At 73.8% G+C, this 14,597-nt stretch carries 10 protein-coding genes; 4 read left to right on the forward strand and 6 right to left on the reverse strand.

The window, feature by feature from the left end:
* Positions 1-144: 144 nt before the first annotated feature.
* On the reverse strand, positions 145-2,073 hold the full coding sequence (locus tag ACF09C_RS15925; RefSeq protein WP_392092064.1) for an acyl-CoA dehydrogenase family protein: 1,929 nt from the start codon (positions 2,071-2,073) through the stop codon (positions 145-147).
* Positions 2,074-2,230: 157 nt separating this feature from the next.
* Here ACF09C_RS15925 and ACF09C_RS15930 point away from each other — a divergent pair, with 157 nt between their 5' ends.
* Positions 2,231-2,428: a hypothetical protein gene (locus ACF09C_RS15930; RefSeq protein ID WP_392092065.1), complete on the forward strand. Its 198-nt coding sequence runs from the start codon at positions 2,231-2,233 to the stop codon at positions 2,426-2,428.
* 108 nt (positions 2,429-2,536) lie between these two features.
* Here the strand turns inward: ACF09C_RS15930 and ACF09C_RS15935 are convergent, their stop codons facing one another.
* The 4 genes from ACF09C_RS15935 to ACF09C_RS15950 all read right to left on the reverse strand — a co-directional run bounded on the left by ACF09C_RS15935 (position 2,537) and on the right by ACF09C_RS15950 (position 9,587).
* Positions 2,537-3,982, reverse strand: a complete 1,446-nt coding sequence (locus ACF09C_RS15935) for an aldehyde dehydrogenase family protein (RefSeq protein ID WP_392092066.1) — start codon at positions 3,980-3,982, stop codon at positions 2,537-2,539.
* 229 nt (positions 3,983-4,211) lie between these two features.
* Positions 4,212-5,177 (reverse strand): EamA family transporter, encoded by a 966-nt coding sequence (locus ACF09C_RS15940; protein ID WP_392092067.1) that lies wholly within the window; start codon positions 5,175-5,177, stop codon positions 4,212-4,214.
* A gap of 359 nt (positions 5,178-5,536) precedes the next feature.
* Positions 5,537-7,096, reverse strand: a complete 1,560-nt coding sequence (locus ACF09C_RS15945; RefSeq protein ID WP_392092068.1) for a PucR family transcriptional regulator — start codon at positions 7,094-7,096, stop codon at positions 5,537-5,539.
* Between the two features lie 127 nt (positions 7,097-7,223).
* Positions 7,224-9,587 carry an ATP/GTP-binding protein gene (locus tag ACF09C_RS15950; RefSeq protein WP_392092069.1) on the reverse strand — a complete coding sequence of 788 codons (2,364 nt, stop codon included), beginning with the start codon at positions 9,585-9,587 and terminating at the stop codon, positions 7,224-7,226.
* Positions 9,588-9,804: 217 nt separating this feature from the next.
* Between ACF09C_RS15950 and gabT the strand changes: the two genes are divergently transcribed.
* The 3 genes from gabT (at position 9,805) to ACF09C_RS15965 (ending at position 12,679) form a co-directional block, all read left to right on the forward strand.
* Positions 9,805-11,139 (forward strand): 4-aminobutyrate--2-oxoglutarate transaminase, encoded by a 1,335-nt coding sequence (gabT, locus tag ACF09C_RS15955; RefSeq protein WP_392092070.1) that lies wholly within the window; start codon positions 9,805-9,807, stop codon positions 11,137-11,139.
* A gap of 96 nt (positions 11,140-11,235) precedes the next feature.
* Entirely contained in the window at positions 11,236-12,006 is a 771-nt protein-coding gene (locus ACF09C_RS15960; RefSeq protein WP_392092071.1) for a phosphatase PAP2 family protein, read from the forward strand.
* 19 nt (positions 12,007-12,025) lie between these two features.
* Positions 12,026-12,679 (forward strand): hypothetical protein, encoded by a 654-nt coding sequence (locus ACF09C_RS15965; protein WP_392092072.1) that lies wholly within the window; start codon positions 12,026-12,028, stop codon positions 12,677-12,679.
* Between the two features lie 73 nt (positions 12,680-12,752).
* Here the strand turns inward: ACF09C_RS15965 and ACF09C_RS15970 are convergent, their stop codons facing one another.
* Positions 12,753-14,594 (reverse strand): chitinase, encoded by a 1,842-nt coding sequence (locus ACF09C_RS15970; RefSeq protein ID WP_392092073.1) that lies wholly within the window; start codon positions 14,592-14,594, stop codon positions 12,753-12,755.
* Positions 14,595-14,597 lie beyond the last annotated feature (3 nt).

Consider the following 14,597-nt stretch of genomic DNA (forward strand, 5'->3'; position numbering starts at 1 on the left):
GGGGCGGGGGGGGGGGGGGGGGGGGGGGGGGGGGGGGGGGGGGGGGGCCGGGGGGGGCCCCCGGGGGGGGGGGGGGGGCCCCCGGGCCCCCGGGGGGGGGGCCGCCGCGCCGGGGGCGGGGCTCCGGGCGCGGCGGGCTCGGCGCTACGGGATCTTGCGGTGGGCGTTCTCCTGGGTCGACGGCCCGGGCGTGGCGTCGGCGATCCAGGGGCCGTCGTCGCTCGGGTCCACGATCCCCGCCTCCAGCCACTCGTACCGGCCGGCCAGGACCCCGTCCACGACCCGGCGGTCGAGGTCGTCCGTGTTGGACCAGAGGCGGCCGAAGAGCTCCTCCACGCGCAGCCGCGCCTGGCGGCAGAACGCGTCCGCGAGCGCGTGGGCCTCGCGGCCGTGCGGGTCGCCCGAGGACCGCAGCCACTCCGCCCGTACGCAGGCCGCGCTCATCGCGAAGAGCTCCGCCCCGATGTCCACGATCCGGCCGAGGAACGCCTGCTTGAGCTCCATCCGGCCCTGCCACCGGGACATCGCGTAGAACGTCGAGCGGGCGAGCTTGCGCGAGGTCCGCTCCACGTACCGCAGGTGTGTCGCCAGGGCACCGAACTCCGCGTAGGAGGTCGGGAGTTGTCCGGGACCCGCGACCAGCTTGGGCAGCCAGCGGACGTAGAAGCCGCCCGCCCGCGCGCCCGCCTTCGCCTTGTCGCCCAGCGACTTGTCCGGGTCGATGATGTCGCCCGCCACGGCGAGGTGCGCGTCGACGGCCTCGCGGGCGATCAGCAGGTGCATGATCTCGGTCGAGCCCTCGAAGATGCGGTTGATCCGGAGGTCACGGAGCAGTTGCTCCGCCGGGACCGCCCGCTCGCCGCGGGCCGCGAGCGAGTCCGCCGTCTCGTAGCCGCGCCCGCCCCGGATCTGGACGAGTTCGTCGGCGATGAGGCAGCCCATCTCGGAGCCGTAGAGCTTCGCGAGCGCCGCCTCGATCCGGATGTCGTTGCGGTCCTCGTCGGCCATCTGGGAGGAGAGGTCCACGACGGCCTCCAGGGCGAAGGTGGTCGCCGCGATGAAGGAGATCTTCGTGCCGACCGCCTCGTGCCGGGCGACCGGCTTGCCCCACTGCTCCCGTACCGCCGACCACTCACGCGCGATCTTCAGCGCCCACTTCCCCGCGCCGACGCACATCGCGGGGAGCGAGAGCCGGCCGGTGTTCAGGGTGGTGAGGGCGATCTTGAGACCGGCGCCCTCGGGGCCGATGCGGTTCGCGGCCGGCACGCGGACGCCGTGGAAGCGGGTGACGCCGTTCTCCAGGCCGCGCAGCCCCATGAACGTGTTGCGGTGCTCGACGGTGACGCCGGGCGAGTCCGCCTCGACGACGAAGGCGGTGATGCCGCCCCGGTGGCCCTCGGACTTCGGCACCCGGGCCATGACGACGAGCAGGTCGGCGACGACCCCGTTGGTGGTCCAGAGCTTGACGCCGTCGATGACGTAGGCGTCGTCGCCGTCCGGTACGGCGGTGGTGGCGAGCCTGGCGGGGTCGGAGCCGACGTCCGGCTCGGTGAGGAGGAAGGCCGAGATGTCGGTGGTCGCGAGGCGCGGGAGGTAGGCGTCGCGCTGTTCCTGCGTACCGAAGATCTTCAGCGGCTGCGGTACGCCGATCGACTGATGCGCCGAGAGCAGGGCGCCGATCGCGGGGCTCGCGGAGCCCACGAGAGCGAGTGCCCGGTTGTAGTACACCTGGGTGAGGCCGAGGCCGCCGTACTTCGTGTCGATCTTCATCCCGAACGCGCCGATCTCCTTGAGACCGGTGACGACCTCGTCGGGGACGCGGGCCTCGCGTTCGATCAGCCGGCCGTCGATCCGCGTCTCGCAGAAGTCGCGCAGCTTGGCGAGAAAGGCCTCGCCACGCCGTACGTCCTCCTCGGTGGGGAGCGGGTGGGGATGGATGAGGTCCAGGCGGAAGCGGCCGAGGAACAGCTCCTTGGCGAAGCTGGGTTTGCGCCAGTCCTGCTCGCGCGCTGCCTCGGCGACCTGCCGGGCCTCGCGTTCCGTGACCTTGGGCCGCTGGGTGGGTGCGGACATGAGGAGCTCACCTCGCCGCTCGTCGGGTGCCTTTGTGGCTACTGTCCGTGGTACCCGATTCCGGGCGGTACGGAAAGACGAGCGGCGACCGGACGACAGGGCGCGGGGCGCTGCCGGCATGTTCCTGAGAGAATGCGGCGACCGTGTGGAGGGGAACATGATCTTTGCGGTGACTCTCGGCGCCCTCGTGCTCGCCGTCGGCGGGTGCGTGTGCGTGGTGTGGGCGGATCGCGGCGGGCCGCGCTGGGTGCGCGGCGTGGCGGCGGTGACCTTGGCGGCCGGGGAACTGGCGCGCCGTCCGGGCAAGGGCGGAGGCAGCCGGAACCAGGGAGACGCGGACTCCCCCGGCGACTGAGCGGGCCGGTGCGGGCGCGCCGGACGCGACGAGCCCGCCCATGACACACGAGGACGGCCGGAGCCCCCGCACAGTGGGCTCCGGCCGTCGGCTTGTGTGCCGTACGGGTTACAGCGCCAGGCCCGTGAGGACCAGGACGCGCTCGTACGTGTAGTCGTCCATCGCGTACTTGACGCCCTCGCGGCCGACGCCGGACTTCTTGGCGCCGCCGTACGGCATCTGGTCGGCGCGGTAGGACGGGACGTCGCCGATGATCACGCCGCCGACCTCGAGCGCGCGGTGGGCGCGGAACGCGGTCTGCAGGTCGTGGGTGAAGACGCCGGCCTGGAGGCCGAAGTCCGAGTCGTTGACGGCGGCGAAGGCCTCGGCCTCGCCGTCGACCCTGGCGACCGTGAGGACCGGGCCGAAGACCTCGGCGCGGGCCAGGGTGACGTCGGCCGGGAGGTCGGCGAGGACGGTCGGGGCGTAGGTCGCGCCCTCGCGGCCGCCGCCGGTGAGCAGCTTCGCGCCGCCCTTGACGGCCTCGTCCACCCAGGACTCGACGCGCTTGGCGGCGTCCTCGTTGACCAGCGGGCCGACGTCGGTGGCGTCGTCCGCCGGGTCGCCGGTGACCTGGGCCTCGACGGCCGCGACGATCTTCGGGAGGAGGCGGTCGTAGACGGCCGCGTCGGCGATCACGCGCTGCACGGAGATGCAGGACTGGCCGCCCTGGTAGTTGGAGAAGGTGGCGATACGGGTCGCCGCCCACTCCAGGTCCTGCTCGGACGCCCAGTCGCCGAGGACGACGGCGGCGGCGTTGCCGCCGAGCTCCAGGGTGCAGTGCTTGTGCGGCACGGACTCCTGGATGGCGTAGCCGACGGTGTCCGAACCGGTGAAGGAGATGACCGGGAGGCGCTCGTCCTTGACGAGGGCCGGCATGCGGTCGTTCGGCACGGTCAGGATGGACCAGGAACCGGCCGGGAGGTCGGTCTCGGCCAGCAGCTCGCCCAGGATCAGGGAGGAGATCGGGGTGGCCGGGGCCGGCTTGAGGATGATCGGGGCACCGACGGCGATGGCCGGGGCGACCTTGTGGGCGCTGAGGTTCAGCGGGAAGTTGAAGGGCGCGATGCCGAGGACGACACCCTTCGGGATACGGCGGGTGATCGCGAGACGACCGACGCCACCGGCCTCGGTGTCGAGGCGCTGGGCCTCGCCGCCGTTGAAGCGGCGGGCTTCCTCGGCCGCGAAGCGGAAGACGGAGACGGCACGGCCGACCTCGCCGCGGGCCCACTTGATGGGCTTGCCGTTCTCGGCGGAGATCAGCTGGGCGATCTCCTCGGTGCGCTCGGCGAGCCGCTTCGATACGTGGTCGAGGGCCGCGGCGCGGACGTGCGCCGGGGTGGCGGCGAACTCGTCGACGACGGCGTGCGCGGCGGCGACGGCCTCCTCGACCTGGGCCTCGGTGGGCACGCTGACCTTGCCGACCAGTCGTCCGTCATAGGAGTTCGTGACGTCGAAGGTGGCCTCGCCGGTGGCCTCGCGGCCGGCGAGCCAGAAGGCGTGGGTGGCAGTCATTGCGTCCCGGCCCTTTCGTATCGGGGGTGCGAGCGATTGCTCTCGTGCCACGTTAGGGCGAAGCGGGCGGGCGGTGGTTTGTGCGGTGTGGAGTGGTGGGGGCGGGCGACTCTTACGGATTGGCGCGCCGGGGGTGCGGGGTGGGCCCGACGCGCTCGACGAGGCCGCTGCCGCGGGGGCGGGGGTGGCAGCCGGCGCGGTGGCTCTCGGGCCTCGCGCCCTGCCGTGGTCAGCGGCGGCGTTCCGTCGACACGATCAGGCACACCCCCGCCACGACCACCGCGCCGCCCACGGCGATGGGCCAGCTCAGTGCCTCGCCCAGGACGAGGGCGCCGAGGAGGACGGCGACGACGGGGTTGACGTACGCGTAGGTGGCGACGAGCGAGAGCGGCGCGGTCTGGAGCAGCCAGGCGTACGCGGTGAAGGCGATCAGGGACCCGAAGACGACGAGGTACGCGAGGGCGACCCAGGAGCGGGTGGACACGTCGGCAGGGTCGAAGCCCTGGTGCTCGCCGCGGAGCAGGGCGACGGCAAGGCCGCCGAGACCGCCGGCGAGCATCTCGTACGCGCTGGCGGTGAAGGGGTTGGCGGGCATCGTGAGCCGCCCCGAGGCGAACGACCCGATCGACCACAGGAGCGCGGCGACCACGACGAGGGCGACGCCGCCGATCCTGACCTCGCCGCTGAGGCCGGGGAGGGTGAGGACCCCGAGGCCGACGAGACCGAGAGCCACTCCGGCGAAGGCACCACGGCCGGGGCGCTCGCCTGCGGCGGCGCGCAGGACGACGACCCAGGCGGGAACGCTCGCGACGAGCAGCGCGGCGAGACCGGAGGGGATCGAGGTCTCGGCGAGGACGACGAGCGCGTTCCCGCCGACGAGGAGCAGGACGCCGACGAGGGCGGCCGAGCCGAGCTGGCGCGGGGTCACCTTCAGCGCGGCAGGCCCCTGGCGCCAGGCGATGACGGCGGCGAGGAGCAGGCCCGCGACGACGTACCGGGCTCCGGCGGAGAGGAACGGCGGCATCGTCTCGACGACGACCCGGATCCCGAGGTACGTGGACCCCCAGACGACGTAGACGATCCCGAGGGCGGCCCACACGGCACCGGATATCCGCCGGGGGGTGGGAGCGGGAGCGGCCGGCGGGTGCGGGGTGTCGGATCGGACCTCGTGAGCCGGTTCGGCGGGGGTTGTCATGCGCAGGAGATTAGGGAATCCGGGAGCGAATCTCCAAGACAATTGCCCGAGTTCGGGCAGGGGGGCGGGGTTTTGGCGCGTAACTGGGGGGGGTGGGTGCGGGTGCGGGGCGCCTGCGGCGGGCCTCTTCCCCACCCCGCCCCTTCCCGAACCGGGGCTCCGCCCCGGACCCCGGCACGGCGCGGGCACGCGCCGCGGCCCAGCGTCCGGCCGCCCCGATGGCCCTGCGGGCCCGGGGACCGGGTTGTGGAGTGCGGACGCGCCGGACGTCCCCTTGGGGACCAGGCACGGGGCTCAGGGCTCGGCGCGCCAGGCTCCGGGGGTCTGGGAACCCACGCCCGGGCCTCAGGCCCTGCCGGTCAGTGGTCGTCCGGGGTTGCGTTCGTGGCCTTCAGGGCGAGCCAGAGTTCCATGCGGACGTCCGGGTCGTCGAGGGAGCGGCCGAGGATCTCCTCCACGCGGCGCATGCGGTAGCGCAGGGTGTGTCGGTGGACGCCGAGGTCGGCCGCGGCCGCGTCCCACTGGCCGTGCCGGGAGAGCCAGGCACGCAGGGAGGCGACCAGGTCGCCGCGGCCGGTCGCGTCGTGTTCGTACAGCGCGCGCAGCATGCCGTCCGCGAAGGCGCGTACCGCGTCGTCGGCAAGGAGCGGCAGGACCGAGCCCGCCGCCAGGTCCTCGTGCTCGACCAGGGCCTTGCCGCGCCGCCGCGCGACCGAGAGCGCCTGCTCGGCCTGCTTGTAGGCGGCGGCCGCGGCGATCGGGCCCGCGGGGGCGGAGAGCCCGACGACGACGCCGGCCTCCTCGGCGTCCCGTTCGGTGTACGCCTCGCAGGCCGAGACGACCGCCCCGCCGTCCCCGGCCAGGACCAGCAGGCGCTCCTCGCCCTCGGGGACCGTCAGGACCGTCTCGCCCGCGCGCGCCGCCGCCGACTCCAGAGCCTCGGCCAGCTCCGGAAGCGGCGGCTCGCCCTCCCGGTCCCCCGACGCCGGTTCGGCGATGAGGAGCCGGAAGGGGGCGTCGAGCAACCCGCCGTACAGATCGCCCGCCACCGCCCGCGCGTGGTCCGGCTGGCCGGACAGCATCATCCGCAGCACCGCGGCGCCGAGCCGCGCCTCCGCCGCCTGGAGCGAGCGCGAGCGCTCGGTGGTCAGCGTGAGCAGGGCGATGGCGGAGTGCACGGCGTACCGTTCCGCCGTCCCGAGCGGCGCGCCCGTGCCGACCGCGAGCGCTCCCCTGACGCGCCGCCCGGTACCCAGGGACTGGAGCTCGACCCGGTCCTCCGTGCCGCCGACGACCGCGCTCGCGGGCGCGGGCCGCTCCCGGAGCCGTTCGACGTCGGGGGTCAGCCGGGCGGCCCGGCGCGCCGCCCACTCGGGGGACACGGCGAGGACGCTTCCCGAGGTGTCGTACAGCGCCGCCCAGCCGTCCACGTGCGCCGCGAGCCGTGCGACGACGGCGTCCGGGCCTTCGGCGAGGGCAGCCCGGGTCATCTCCCGCTGGGCCTCGAAGCCCGCGGTGACCGCCCGGTACTGGTCGGCCGCGATGGCCGCCGACACCGCCTTGCTGATGGCCAGGAACGGGGTCCGGCGCGGTACTTCGAGCAGCGGCATCCCCTCCGCGCCCGCCGCCTCGACGAGCGCGGCCGGAATGTCGTCGTAGTTGACGCCGATGGCGAAGCCGAGCCCGACGACGCCCGCGCCGAGCAGTCGGCGGACGTAGCGGCGCATCGCCTCCGCGTCCTCGGCGTCCAGGGTGAGCCCGGTGGTGAGCAGCAGTTCGCCGCCCTCCATGTACGGGACGGGGTCGGCGAGCTCGCTGACGTGGGCCCAGCGCACGGGGGTGTCCAGGCGGTCCTCACCCGCGCGGACGGTGAGCTTGAGCGCCGAGTGCTGGGCGAGGGAGGCGAGGGTGGGCGGCATTGGGGACCGTCGGACCTTTGGGGAGGGGAGGTCGCCGCTCAGCCGAGCGGCGCCCTCGATTGTGCCAGGGCCCGCGCGCGACCGCTTCGGCTCGACTCGGCCACGCGGCGCGGCCCCGGGCGCCCCGTCAGCCCCGCAGATCCACCAGGAGCGGTGGCGTGTGCTCGCCACGCACATGGGTCAGGGAGAGCACGGCGTGGCCTGCGGGGACGGCGTGCGCGAGGTCCGAGGCCGACCAGCGCTCCCGCTCCACCTCGCGTACGGTCACGGCCTCCGCGGTCGCCGCCCGGCCGGTCACCAGGCGGCGCATGAAGTGCAGGGCCTTGGTCAGCGGCTCGTCGGAGATGATCTGGCGGTTGGTGACGTCCCGGGTCTGCACCCATTCGGTGCCCCAGGTCTCGGCGAACCGGCCGCCGTCCCAGGGCGCGATCCCGGCGAACGCCATCCGGCAGCCGACGGCCCCGAGCAGCGGACCGCGCAGCGACTCCGGCACGTCCTCCAGGCTGCGCAGCGCGAGCACCACGCCCGCGTTGGCCGAACGCAGCCGTTGCAGGGCCCGTACGGAGTCGCCGGTGACGGTGTACGTGGCGTCGTCGAGGACCAGGCAGGCGAAGAGGGAGCGGTCGCGGCGGGCGAGGGCGGCCTCCGCGAACTGGGCGAGGAGCAGCCGGGAGACGATCCGGGACGCCTCGGCGTGCCCGCGTTCGGGCAGGTCCACCCGGACCCGGAGCGGATGCTCGACGGCCCGGAGGGAGAACTGCGGCCGGTCGTCTTCCGTCGCCGGCTTCCCCTCCGTGCGGAAGAAGCCCGCGAAGGCAGGGCGGTCGAGGAAGGCGATGCGCTCGGCGAGCAGGACGCCGGCCTCGTCGCCGCGGTCCGCCTGGCGCTGCCGCGCGTCGAGTTCGCGCAGCTGGGCGGGGTCGTCGGCGACGGCGGCCCGGAGCGCGCCGAGGGACTCGGGCGTCCCGGCGAGCAGCTCGCGCAGCTCGGGCACACCCGGGAAGCGGCCGTACGCGGCCCGGAAGGGGCCGATCAGCTGGGCGAGCGCGGTGCCGGCCCGGCGGCTGTCGGTGGCGAGGTCCCCGACGAGCGCCTCGGCGAGGATCCGGGCGGCCTCGTCGGGGTCGTCGGAGCCGCCGTACAGGTCGAGGTCGTGGGTGGAGCCGGGCCGCCCGACGGAGACGACGACATCGAAGGAGTCGTCGGGGCCGATGCCGGCGCCCCGGTCGGTGACGGCGACGACGGCGGCCCGGTTGGCGAGGGCCTGCAGGCAGAGCGCCTCGACGACGGGCCGGACGAGCCGCACGGTCTTGCCGGTGCCCGCGGGCCCGACGGCGAGCAGCGAGGTCCCGAGCACGGCCGGCTCCAGGGCGACGCCCGTGGTGCGCCGGGCGTAGGGGTTGCGCGGGTGGTCGGCGGCGGTGCCGATGAGGACCTGGCCGGTGGCGAGGTCGTGGGTGGCGGTACGGACGGGCAGGTCGCGCAGGCCCGAGGGGTGGCCGCAGGCGGCGGCGCCCCGGGTGCGGACGGCCTCGGTGAACGCGGCGAGCCGCTCGGGCCGGGTCCGTACGCCCTGCCAGGCGCGCCGGATCCGGGCGTAGTCGACGTCCCCGAGCGTGCCCTGCCGGGTGGCCTCGGCGAGCCGGTCGGCGGCCTCGGGCAGCCCGGCCTCCCGCAGCTCGGGCCAGCCGGCGGGGTCGGCGGCCGGCGGGGGCGGCGCGGGGGCCTTCGTCCCGTCGGGGCCGCCGATCCTGCGGCGCACGGCGGGCCAGGCGCCGGCCCGGCCCACGGCGGCGACGAGGGCGGCGAAGAGGAGGACGTAGTAGAGGTTCGAGACCCAGGTCAGCCAGGTGACGGTGCGGGGCATGTCGCGCCAGACGCCCGGCAGGAGCACGAAGAGCGGCCAGATGGGCACGCCGAAGCGCTGCCAGATCTCGCGCCAGTTGCCGATGCGGCCGAAGCCGACGGCGAAGAGGGTCAGGAGGATCGCGTACCAGAGGTAGGTGGCGCCGACATAGACCTCGAAGTCGGGGCTGGCGGGGTTGCGCCACTCGTCGGGGACGAGCCAGAGCATGGGGAGCAGCCACCAGTCGTTCACGAAGATCCACCACCCCTCCAGATAGCCGTTCCAGAGGAGCGACCAGAGGAGCCAGCCGCAGAGGTACGCCACGAGCGCGCCGGTGATCAGCTGGCGGCCGGGGACGAGATCGGGCTCCGTCTCGGGCCGCTCGCGGTGGCCGAGCCGCCAGATGCCGGGGGCGGCGGCGGGGCGCGGGATCCGCAGCCACTCGGCGACCCCGAGCCGGCTGGGCGCGTGGGCGGGCGGCGGCGGTGCGGCGGCCCCGCGCGTGGGAGGCGCCTGGGGCGGGGGGCCGGCCGGTGCGGGCGGCCCGGACGGCCCCGCCGGGCGCGGAACCGCGCCTCCCCGGGGCTCGCGCGGCTCGCCGCTCCCCCGGGTGTCGCGTGACTCGTACGTGCCTTCGGTCTCCATGAAACCCCTGCCCCCTGACCAGCCAGGTCGCCGCATCTGTGCCACCGTCAATCTAGTGGGCGGGGCCGGGCGCGGAGCGGTTTCCCCGCCGCCATGTCCACACCGGACAACGACACACCCCGCAACACTCCCGATCGGCGCATGCCCGTGCCCCGCCGGCGCGCCTAGCCTGCGGAAGAAACCCACAAGAGCGTCCAGAACACCCCAGGAGCCCCGCATGAACGCTGTCCCGCAGGAGCGGCGCGTCGTCACCGCCATTCCCGGCCCGAAGTCGCAGGAGCTTCAGGCCCGCCGCCTCGACACCGTGGCCGGCGGCGTGGGCTCCGTGCTGCCCGTCTTCACCGCGAAGGCCGGCGGCGGCATCATCGAGGACGTCGACGGCAACCGCCTGATCGACTTCGGTTCCGGTATCGCCGTGACCTCCGTCGGCGCCTCCGCCGAGGCCGTCGTGCGCCGCGCCGCCGCGCAGCTCGCCGACTTCACGCACACCTGTTTCATGGTGACGCCGTACGAGGGTTACGTCGAGGTCTGCGAGGCCCTCGCCGAGCTGACCCCGGGCGACCACGCCAAGAAGTCCGCGCTCTTCAACTCGGGCGCCGAGGCCGTCGAGAACGCGGTCAAGATCGCCCGCTCGTACACCAAGCGCCAGGCCGTCGTCGTCTTCGACCACGGCTACCACGGCCGTACCAACCTCACGATGGCGCTGACGGCGAAGAACATGCCGTACAAGCAGGGCTTCGGTCCGTTCGCCCCCGAGGTCTACCGCGTGCCGGTCGCCTACGGCTACCGCTGGCCCACCGGCGCCGAGAACTGCGGCCCCGAGGCCGCCGCCCAGGCGATCGACAACATCACCAAGCAGATCGGCGCCGAGAACGTCGCCGCGATCATCATCGAGCCGGTGCTCGGCGAGGGCGGCTTCATCGAGCCGGCCAAGGGCTTCCTGCCGGCGATCGTGAAGTTCGCCAACGACAACGGCATCGTCTTCGTCGCCGACGAGATCCAGTCCGGCTTCTGCCGCACCGGCCAGTGGTTCGCGTGCGAGGACGAGGGCATCGTCCCGGACCTGATCACGACCGCCAAGGGCATCGCGGGCGGTCTGCCGCTCGCCGCCGTCACCGGCCGCGCCGAGATCATGGACTCCGTGCACGGCGGCGGCCTCGGCGGCACCTACGGCGGCAACCCGGTGGCCTGCGCCGGCGCGCTCGGCTCCATCGAGACCATGAAGGAGCTCGACCTCAACGCCAAGGCGAAGCACATCGAGTCCGTCATGAAGGCCCGTCTGTCGGCGATGGCGGAGAAGTTCGACGCCATCGGTGACATCCGCGGCCGCGGCGCGATGATCGCCATCGAGCTGGTCAAGGACCGCGCGACCAAGGAGCCGAACCCCGAGGCCGCGGGCGCGCTCGCGAAGGCCTGCCACGCCGAGGGTCTGCTGGTCCTGACCTGTGGCACCTACGGCAACGTGCTCCGCTTCCTGCCGCCGCTGGTCATCGGCGACGACCTCCTGAACGAGGGTCTCGACATCATCGAGAACGCGTTCGGCCAGATCTGATCCGATCAGACGCGGTGTGAAGAGAGTGTGGGGGGCCGATGGCGGGATGGAGATCCGGCTGTCGGTCCCCTGCCGTCTGCCGTACGGTTTCTGCAGATGAGAGAAACACCCCGCTCGCAGGAGACTGCGGGCGACAACAGGCCGGAGCCTCCCCAGCCCCGTCCTGCTCGCGCCCTGGCGCACACCACTGGAGCCTCGCGCTCCGGAACTCCTCACCGATCGGACGCCCGCCCGCCCCACACCCCCCGGGGCGCGCGGCAGTCCGGTCACCTCGGACGCCCCGGAACCACCCCCCCTGTTCCGGGGCGTCCGGCTGTCCTCCTCTCGGTCGTGGCGCTGGCGGTCCTCACCTGGCAGGTCCTGGTGGAGGGCCCGCTGGCGCGTCTGGACGAGCGCGTCTCGCGCTCCCTGGTCGACCTGGTCCCGCGCGGCCTCTCCGAACTCGGCGCGGACCTCGGCAACATGACGGTCGCCCTCCCGGTCCTGGCCTGCGCGATGGCGTACGCGGCCTGGCGCGGCCGGCGCGCCCAGGCCCTGTGCGCGGGCGCCACGATGGCCCTCGTCCCGCTCCTGGTGATCCCGCTGAAGGAGTGGACGGCCCGCCCCGGCCCGCTGGAGCCCTGGGCGGCCGGCTACTACCCCTCGGGCCACACGGCGACGGCGATGGTGGCGTACGTCGGCGCCGCCTTCCTCGTCTCGAACCGTCTGATCCCGCTCGCCGCCCTCCTGACGGCCCTGACGGGCGCGGGCCTGATCCTCCGCGGCTACCACTGGCCGCTGGACGTCCTGGCCTCGGTCGCCCTGTGCGTCCCCCTGCTGCGCTGGCCCGTCGTCGCCGCGCGATACGGTCGCCCCGCACGTTCGTGACCGACGTTCCGGAGCAGAGATGACGATTCAACGGCCCGGCCTCCCCGGAGACTTGCCCGACCCCGAGCTGCTGTGGGCGCGCTGGGCCCTGGTGGCCGTCCTGGAGGCGACCACCGAGGCGGAGGAGAGCACCCGCTACCGGACCGGGCACTGGATCGACGACGAGGGACTCCACCTCGACGACTGCGGCTGCACCTGGTGGACGTTCTCCCGGTTCGGCGAGGGCCGTTGGGTGCTCTTCGGCGAGGACGAGTCGAGCGGCTGCAAGTGGCACGAACCGCCTGTCGACATGTTGGCGGGCGGCCCCGAGTGGCTGCCGTACGAGGAGCTGCGCGACCGCCTCGCGGGGAACGAACTGGGCTGCGTCTACTGGTACGAGAACGGCGCCTGGGCCCGTGCGCCGTACCCGGAGGACCTGGACGACGACGGTCTCGACTGCGGCATGAGCCGGTTCGTGGAGCGCGGCAAGGCCCTGGGCCTGCTCGCCGACCACGTCCGGTACGACGAGGAGGCCGCCGAGACCCTGCTGGCGCACGCCGAGGCCCACCGCCTGACGCCGGAGCTGCTCGAAACCCACGCCGCCCCCGAGGACGGCAGCGCCCCGGACCTCCCGGCGATGGGCCGGGCCCTCGACCGTGCGGGCCTGGCCCCGCGCGCGGCGACCACGGGCTGAGGCACGGACGCGGCGGGGCCGGCCGCGCGAAGGGTCTCGCGCGGCCGGCCCGCCCTCCTGAGAGCCCGCGGGCTCAGCTCCAGTTATAGGCGTCGAAGTTACGGCTGAACTCGCCGCCGTTGAAGCGGTCCCAGTTGATCGACCAGGTCATCAGGCCGCGCAGGGCGGGCCAGGTGCCGTGGGTCTGGTAGGTGCCGCAGTTCGTCTTCTTGGTGAGGCAGTCGAGGGCCTTGTTGACCTCGGCCGGGGTGGTGTGGCCGTTGCCCGCGTTGGGGGAGGCCGGGAGGCCGATGGCGACCTGGTCGGGGCGGAGTGCCGGGAAGACCCGGTCGGTGTTGCCTGCGACCGGGAAGCCGGTGAGGAGCATGTCGGTCATGGCGATGTGGAAGTCCGCGCCGCCCATGGAGTGGTACTGGTTGTCGAGGCCCATGATCGGGCCCGAGTTGTAGTCCTGGACGTGGAGCAGGGTGAGGTCGTCGCGCAGGGCGTGGATGACCGGGAGGTACGCGCCGGCGCGCGGGTCCTGGCCGCCCCACTGGCCGGAGCCGTAGAACTGGTAGCCGAGCTGGACGAAGAAGGTCTCCGGGGCCATCGTCAGGACGAAGTCGGCGCCGTACTTGGCCTTCAGGGACTTGATCGCCGAGATCAGGTTGACGATCACCGGGCTGGTCGGGCTGCGGAAGTCGGTGTCGCCGGTCTGGAGCGACAGGGAGTGGCCCTCGAAGTCGATGTCCAGGCCGTCGAGGCCGTACTCGTCGATGATCTTCGAGACGGAGGTGACGAAGGCGTCGCGCGCGGCCGTGGTGGAGAGCTGGACCTGGCCGTTCTGGCCGCCGATGGAGATCAGGACCTTCTTGCCCGCGGCCTGCTTGGCCTTGATGGCCGCCTTGAAGTCGGCGACCGACTCGACGTTCGGGCACTCGGTGGCCGGGCAGAGGGAGAAGCGGATGTCGCCCGAGGTCACCGAGGTCGGCTCGCCGAAGGCGAGGTTGATGACGTCCCAGGAGTCGGGGACGTCGGCCATCCGGGTGTAGCCGGAGCCGTTGGCGAAGCTGGCGTGGAGGTAGCCGACGAGGGCGTGGGCGGGCAGGCCCGGGTTCCCGCCGCCGCCGGACGTCGTGGTCGCCGAGACCGCCGCGGACTTCGCCGACTCGCCCGCGCTGTTCACGGCCGAGACCTGGAAGCTGTACGAGGTCGAGGGCGTCAGGCCGGTCGCGGTGTAGGAGGTGCCGGAGGCGGTCCCGGCGAGGGCGCCGCCCCGGTAGACCTTGTAGGAGGTGGCTCCGGAGACCGCGGGCCAGGACAGCGGTACGGAGGTGGAGGTCGGGGAGCCCGCCGTGAGGCCGGTGGGGACGGCCGGTATCTGGACGGGGTCGCCGCCGGGGCCGAAGAGGGAGACGTCGTCGGCGTGGTAGGCGCCGGTGCCGTACCAGCCGTGCGTGTAGATCGTCACGGAGGTGGTCGAGGCGCCGGTGGTGAAGGTGGTGCTGAGCTTCTGCCAGTCGGGGGCGGACTGGGTCCAGGTGGAGACGTCGGTGGTGCCGGTGCCGGACGCGCCGAGGTAGACGTAGCTGCCGCGCACCCAACCGCTGAGCGTGTAGGCGGAGTTCGGCTTCACGGTGACGGTCTGGGAGCAGCGGGCCTGGTCGCTGCCCGCCGGGGTCGCCAGCAGGGCCTTCGTACCGCCGTGCACGGGAGAGGAGACGACGGCTCCGCTGCCCGCCGTGCAACTCCAGCCGTCCAGGCCGGATTCGAAGCCGCCGTTGCGGGCCAGCTCGGAGTCGGCGGCCTGGGCGACGGGGGTGAGGGCGACGAGCCCGCCGGCGGCGAGCACTCCGGCCAGGGCGAGGACGAGGGGCCTGGTGCGCCTGGTACGTCTGGCGCGCGGGGCGCCTCGGGATGTGGTGCGGTCCACAAC

This window comes from Streptomyces sp. NPDC014870 (genome assembly GCF_043081505.1).
GTDB lineage: Bacteria > Actinomycetota > Actinomycetes > Streptomycetales > Streptomycetaceae > Streptomyces.

Coding starts and splice junctions, on each gene's coding strand:
- ACF09C_RS15925 (WP_392092064.1), bottom strand. CDS start 2,073: ATGTCCGCACCCACCCAGCGGCCCAAGGTCACGGAACGCGAGGCCCGG.
- ACF09C_RS15930 (WP_392092065.1), top strand. CDS start 2,231: ATGATCTTTGCGGTGACTCTCGGCGCCCTCGTGCTCGCCGTCGGCGGG.
- ACF09C_RS15935 (WP_392092066.1), bottom strand. CDS start 3,982: ATGACTGCCACCCACGCCTTCTGGCTCGCCGGCCGCGAGGCCACCGGC.
- ACF09C_RS15940 (WP_392092067.1), bottom strand. CDS start 5,177: ATGACAACCCCCGCCGAACCGGCTCACGAGGTCCGATCCGACACCCCG.
- ACF09C_RS15945 (WP_392092068.1), bottom strand. CDS start 7,096: ATGCCGCCCACCCTCGCCTCCCTCGCCCAGCACTCGGCGCTCAAGCTC.
- ACF09C_RS15950 (WP_392092069.1), bottom strand. CDS start 9,587: ATGGAGACCGAAGGCACGTACGAGTCACGCGACACCCGGGGGAGCGGC.
- gabT (WP_392092070.1), top strand. CDS start 9,805: ATGAACGCTGTCCCGCAGGAGCGGCGCGTCGTCACCGCCATTCCCGGC.
- ACF09C_RS15960 (WP_392092071.1), top strand. CDS start 11,236: ATGAGAGAAACACCCCGCTCGCAGGAGACTGCGGGCGACAACAGGCCG.
- ACF09C_RS15965 (WP_392092072.1), top strand. CDS start 12,026: ATGACGATTCAACGGCCCGGCCTCCCCGGAGACTTGCCCGACCCCGAG.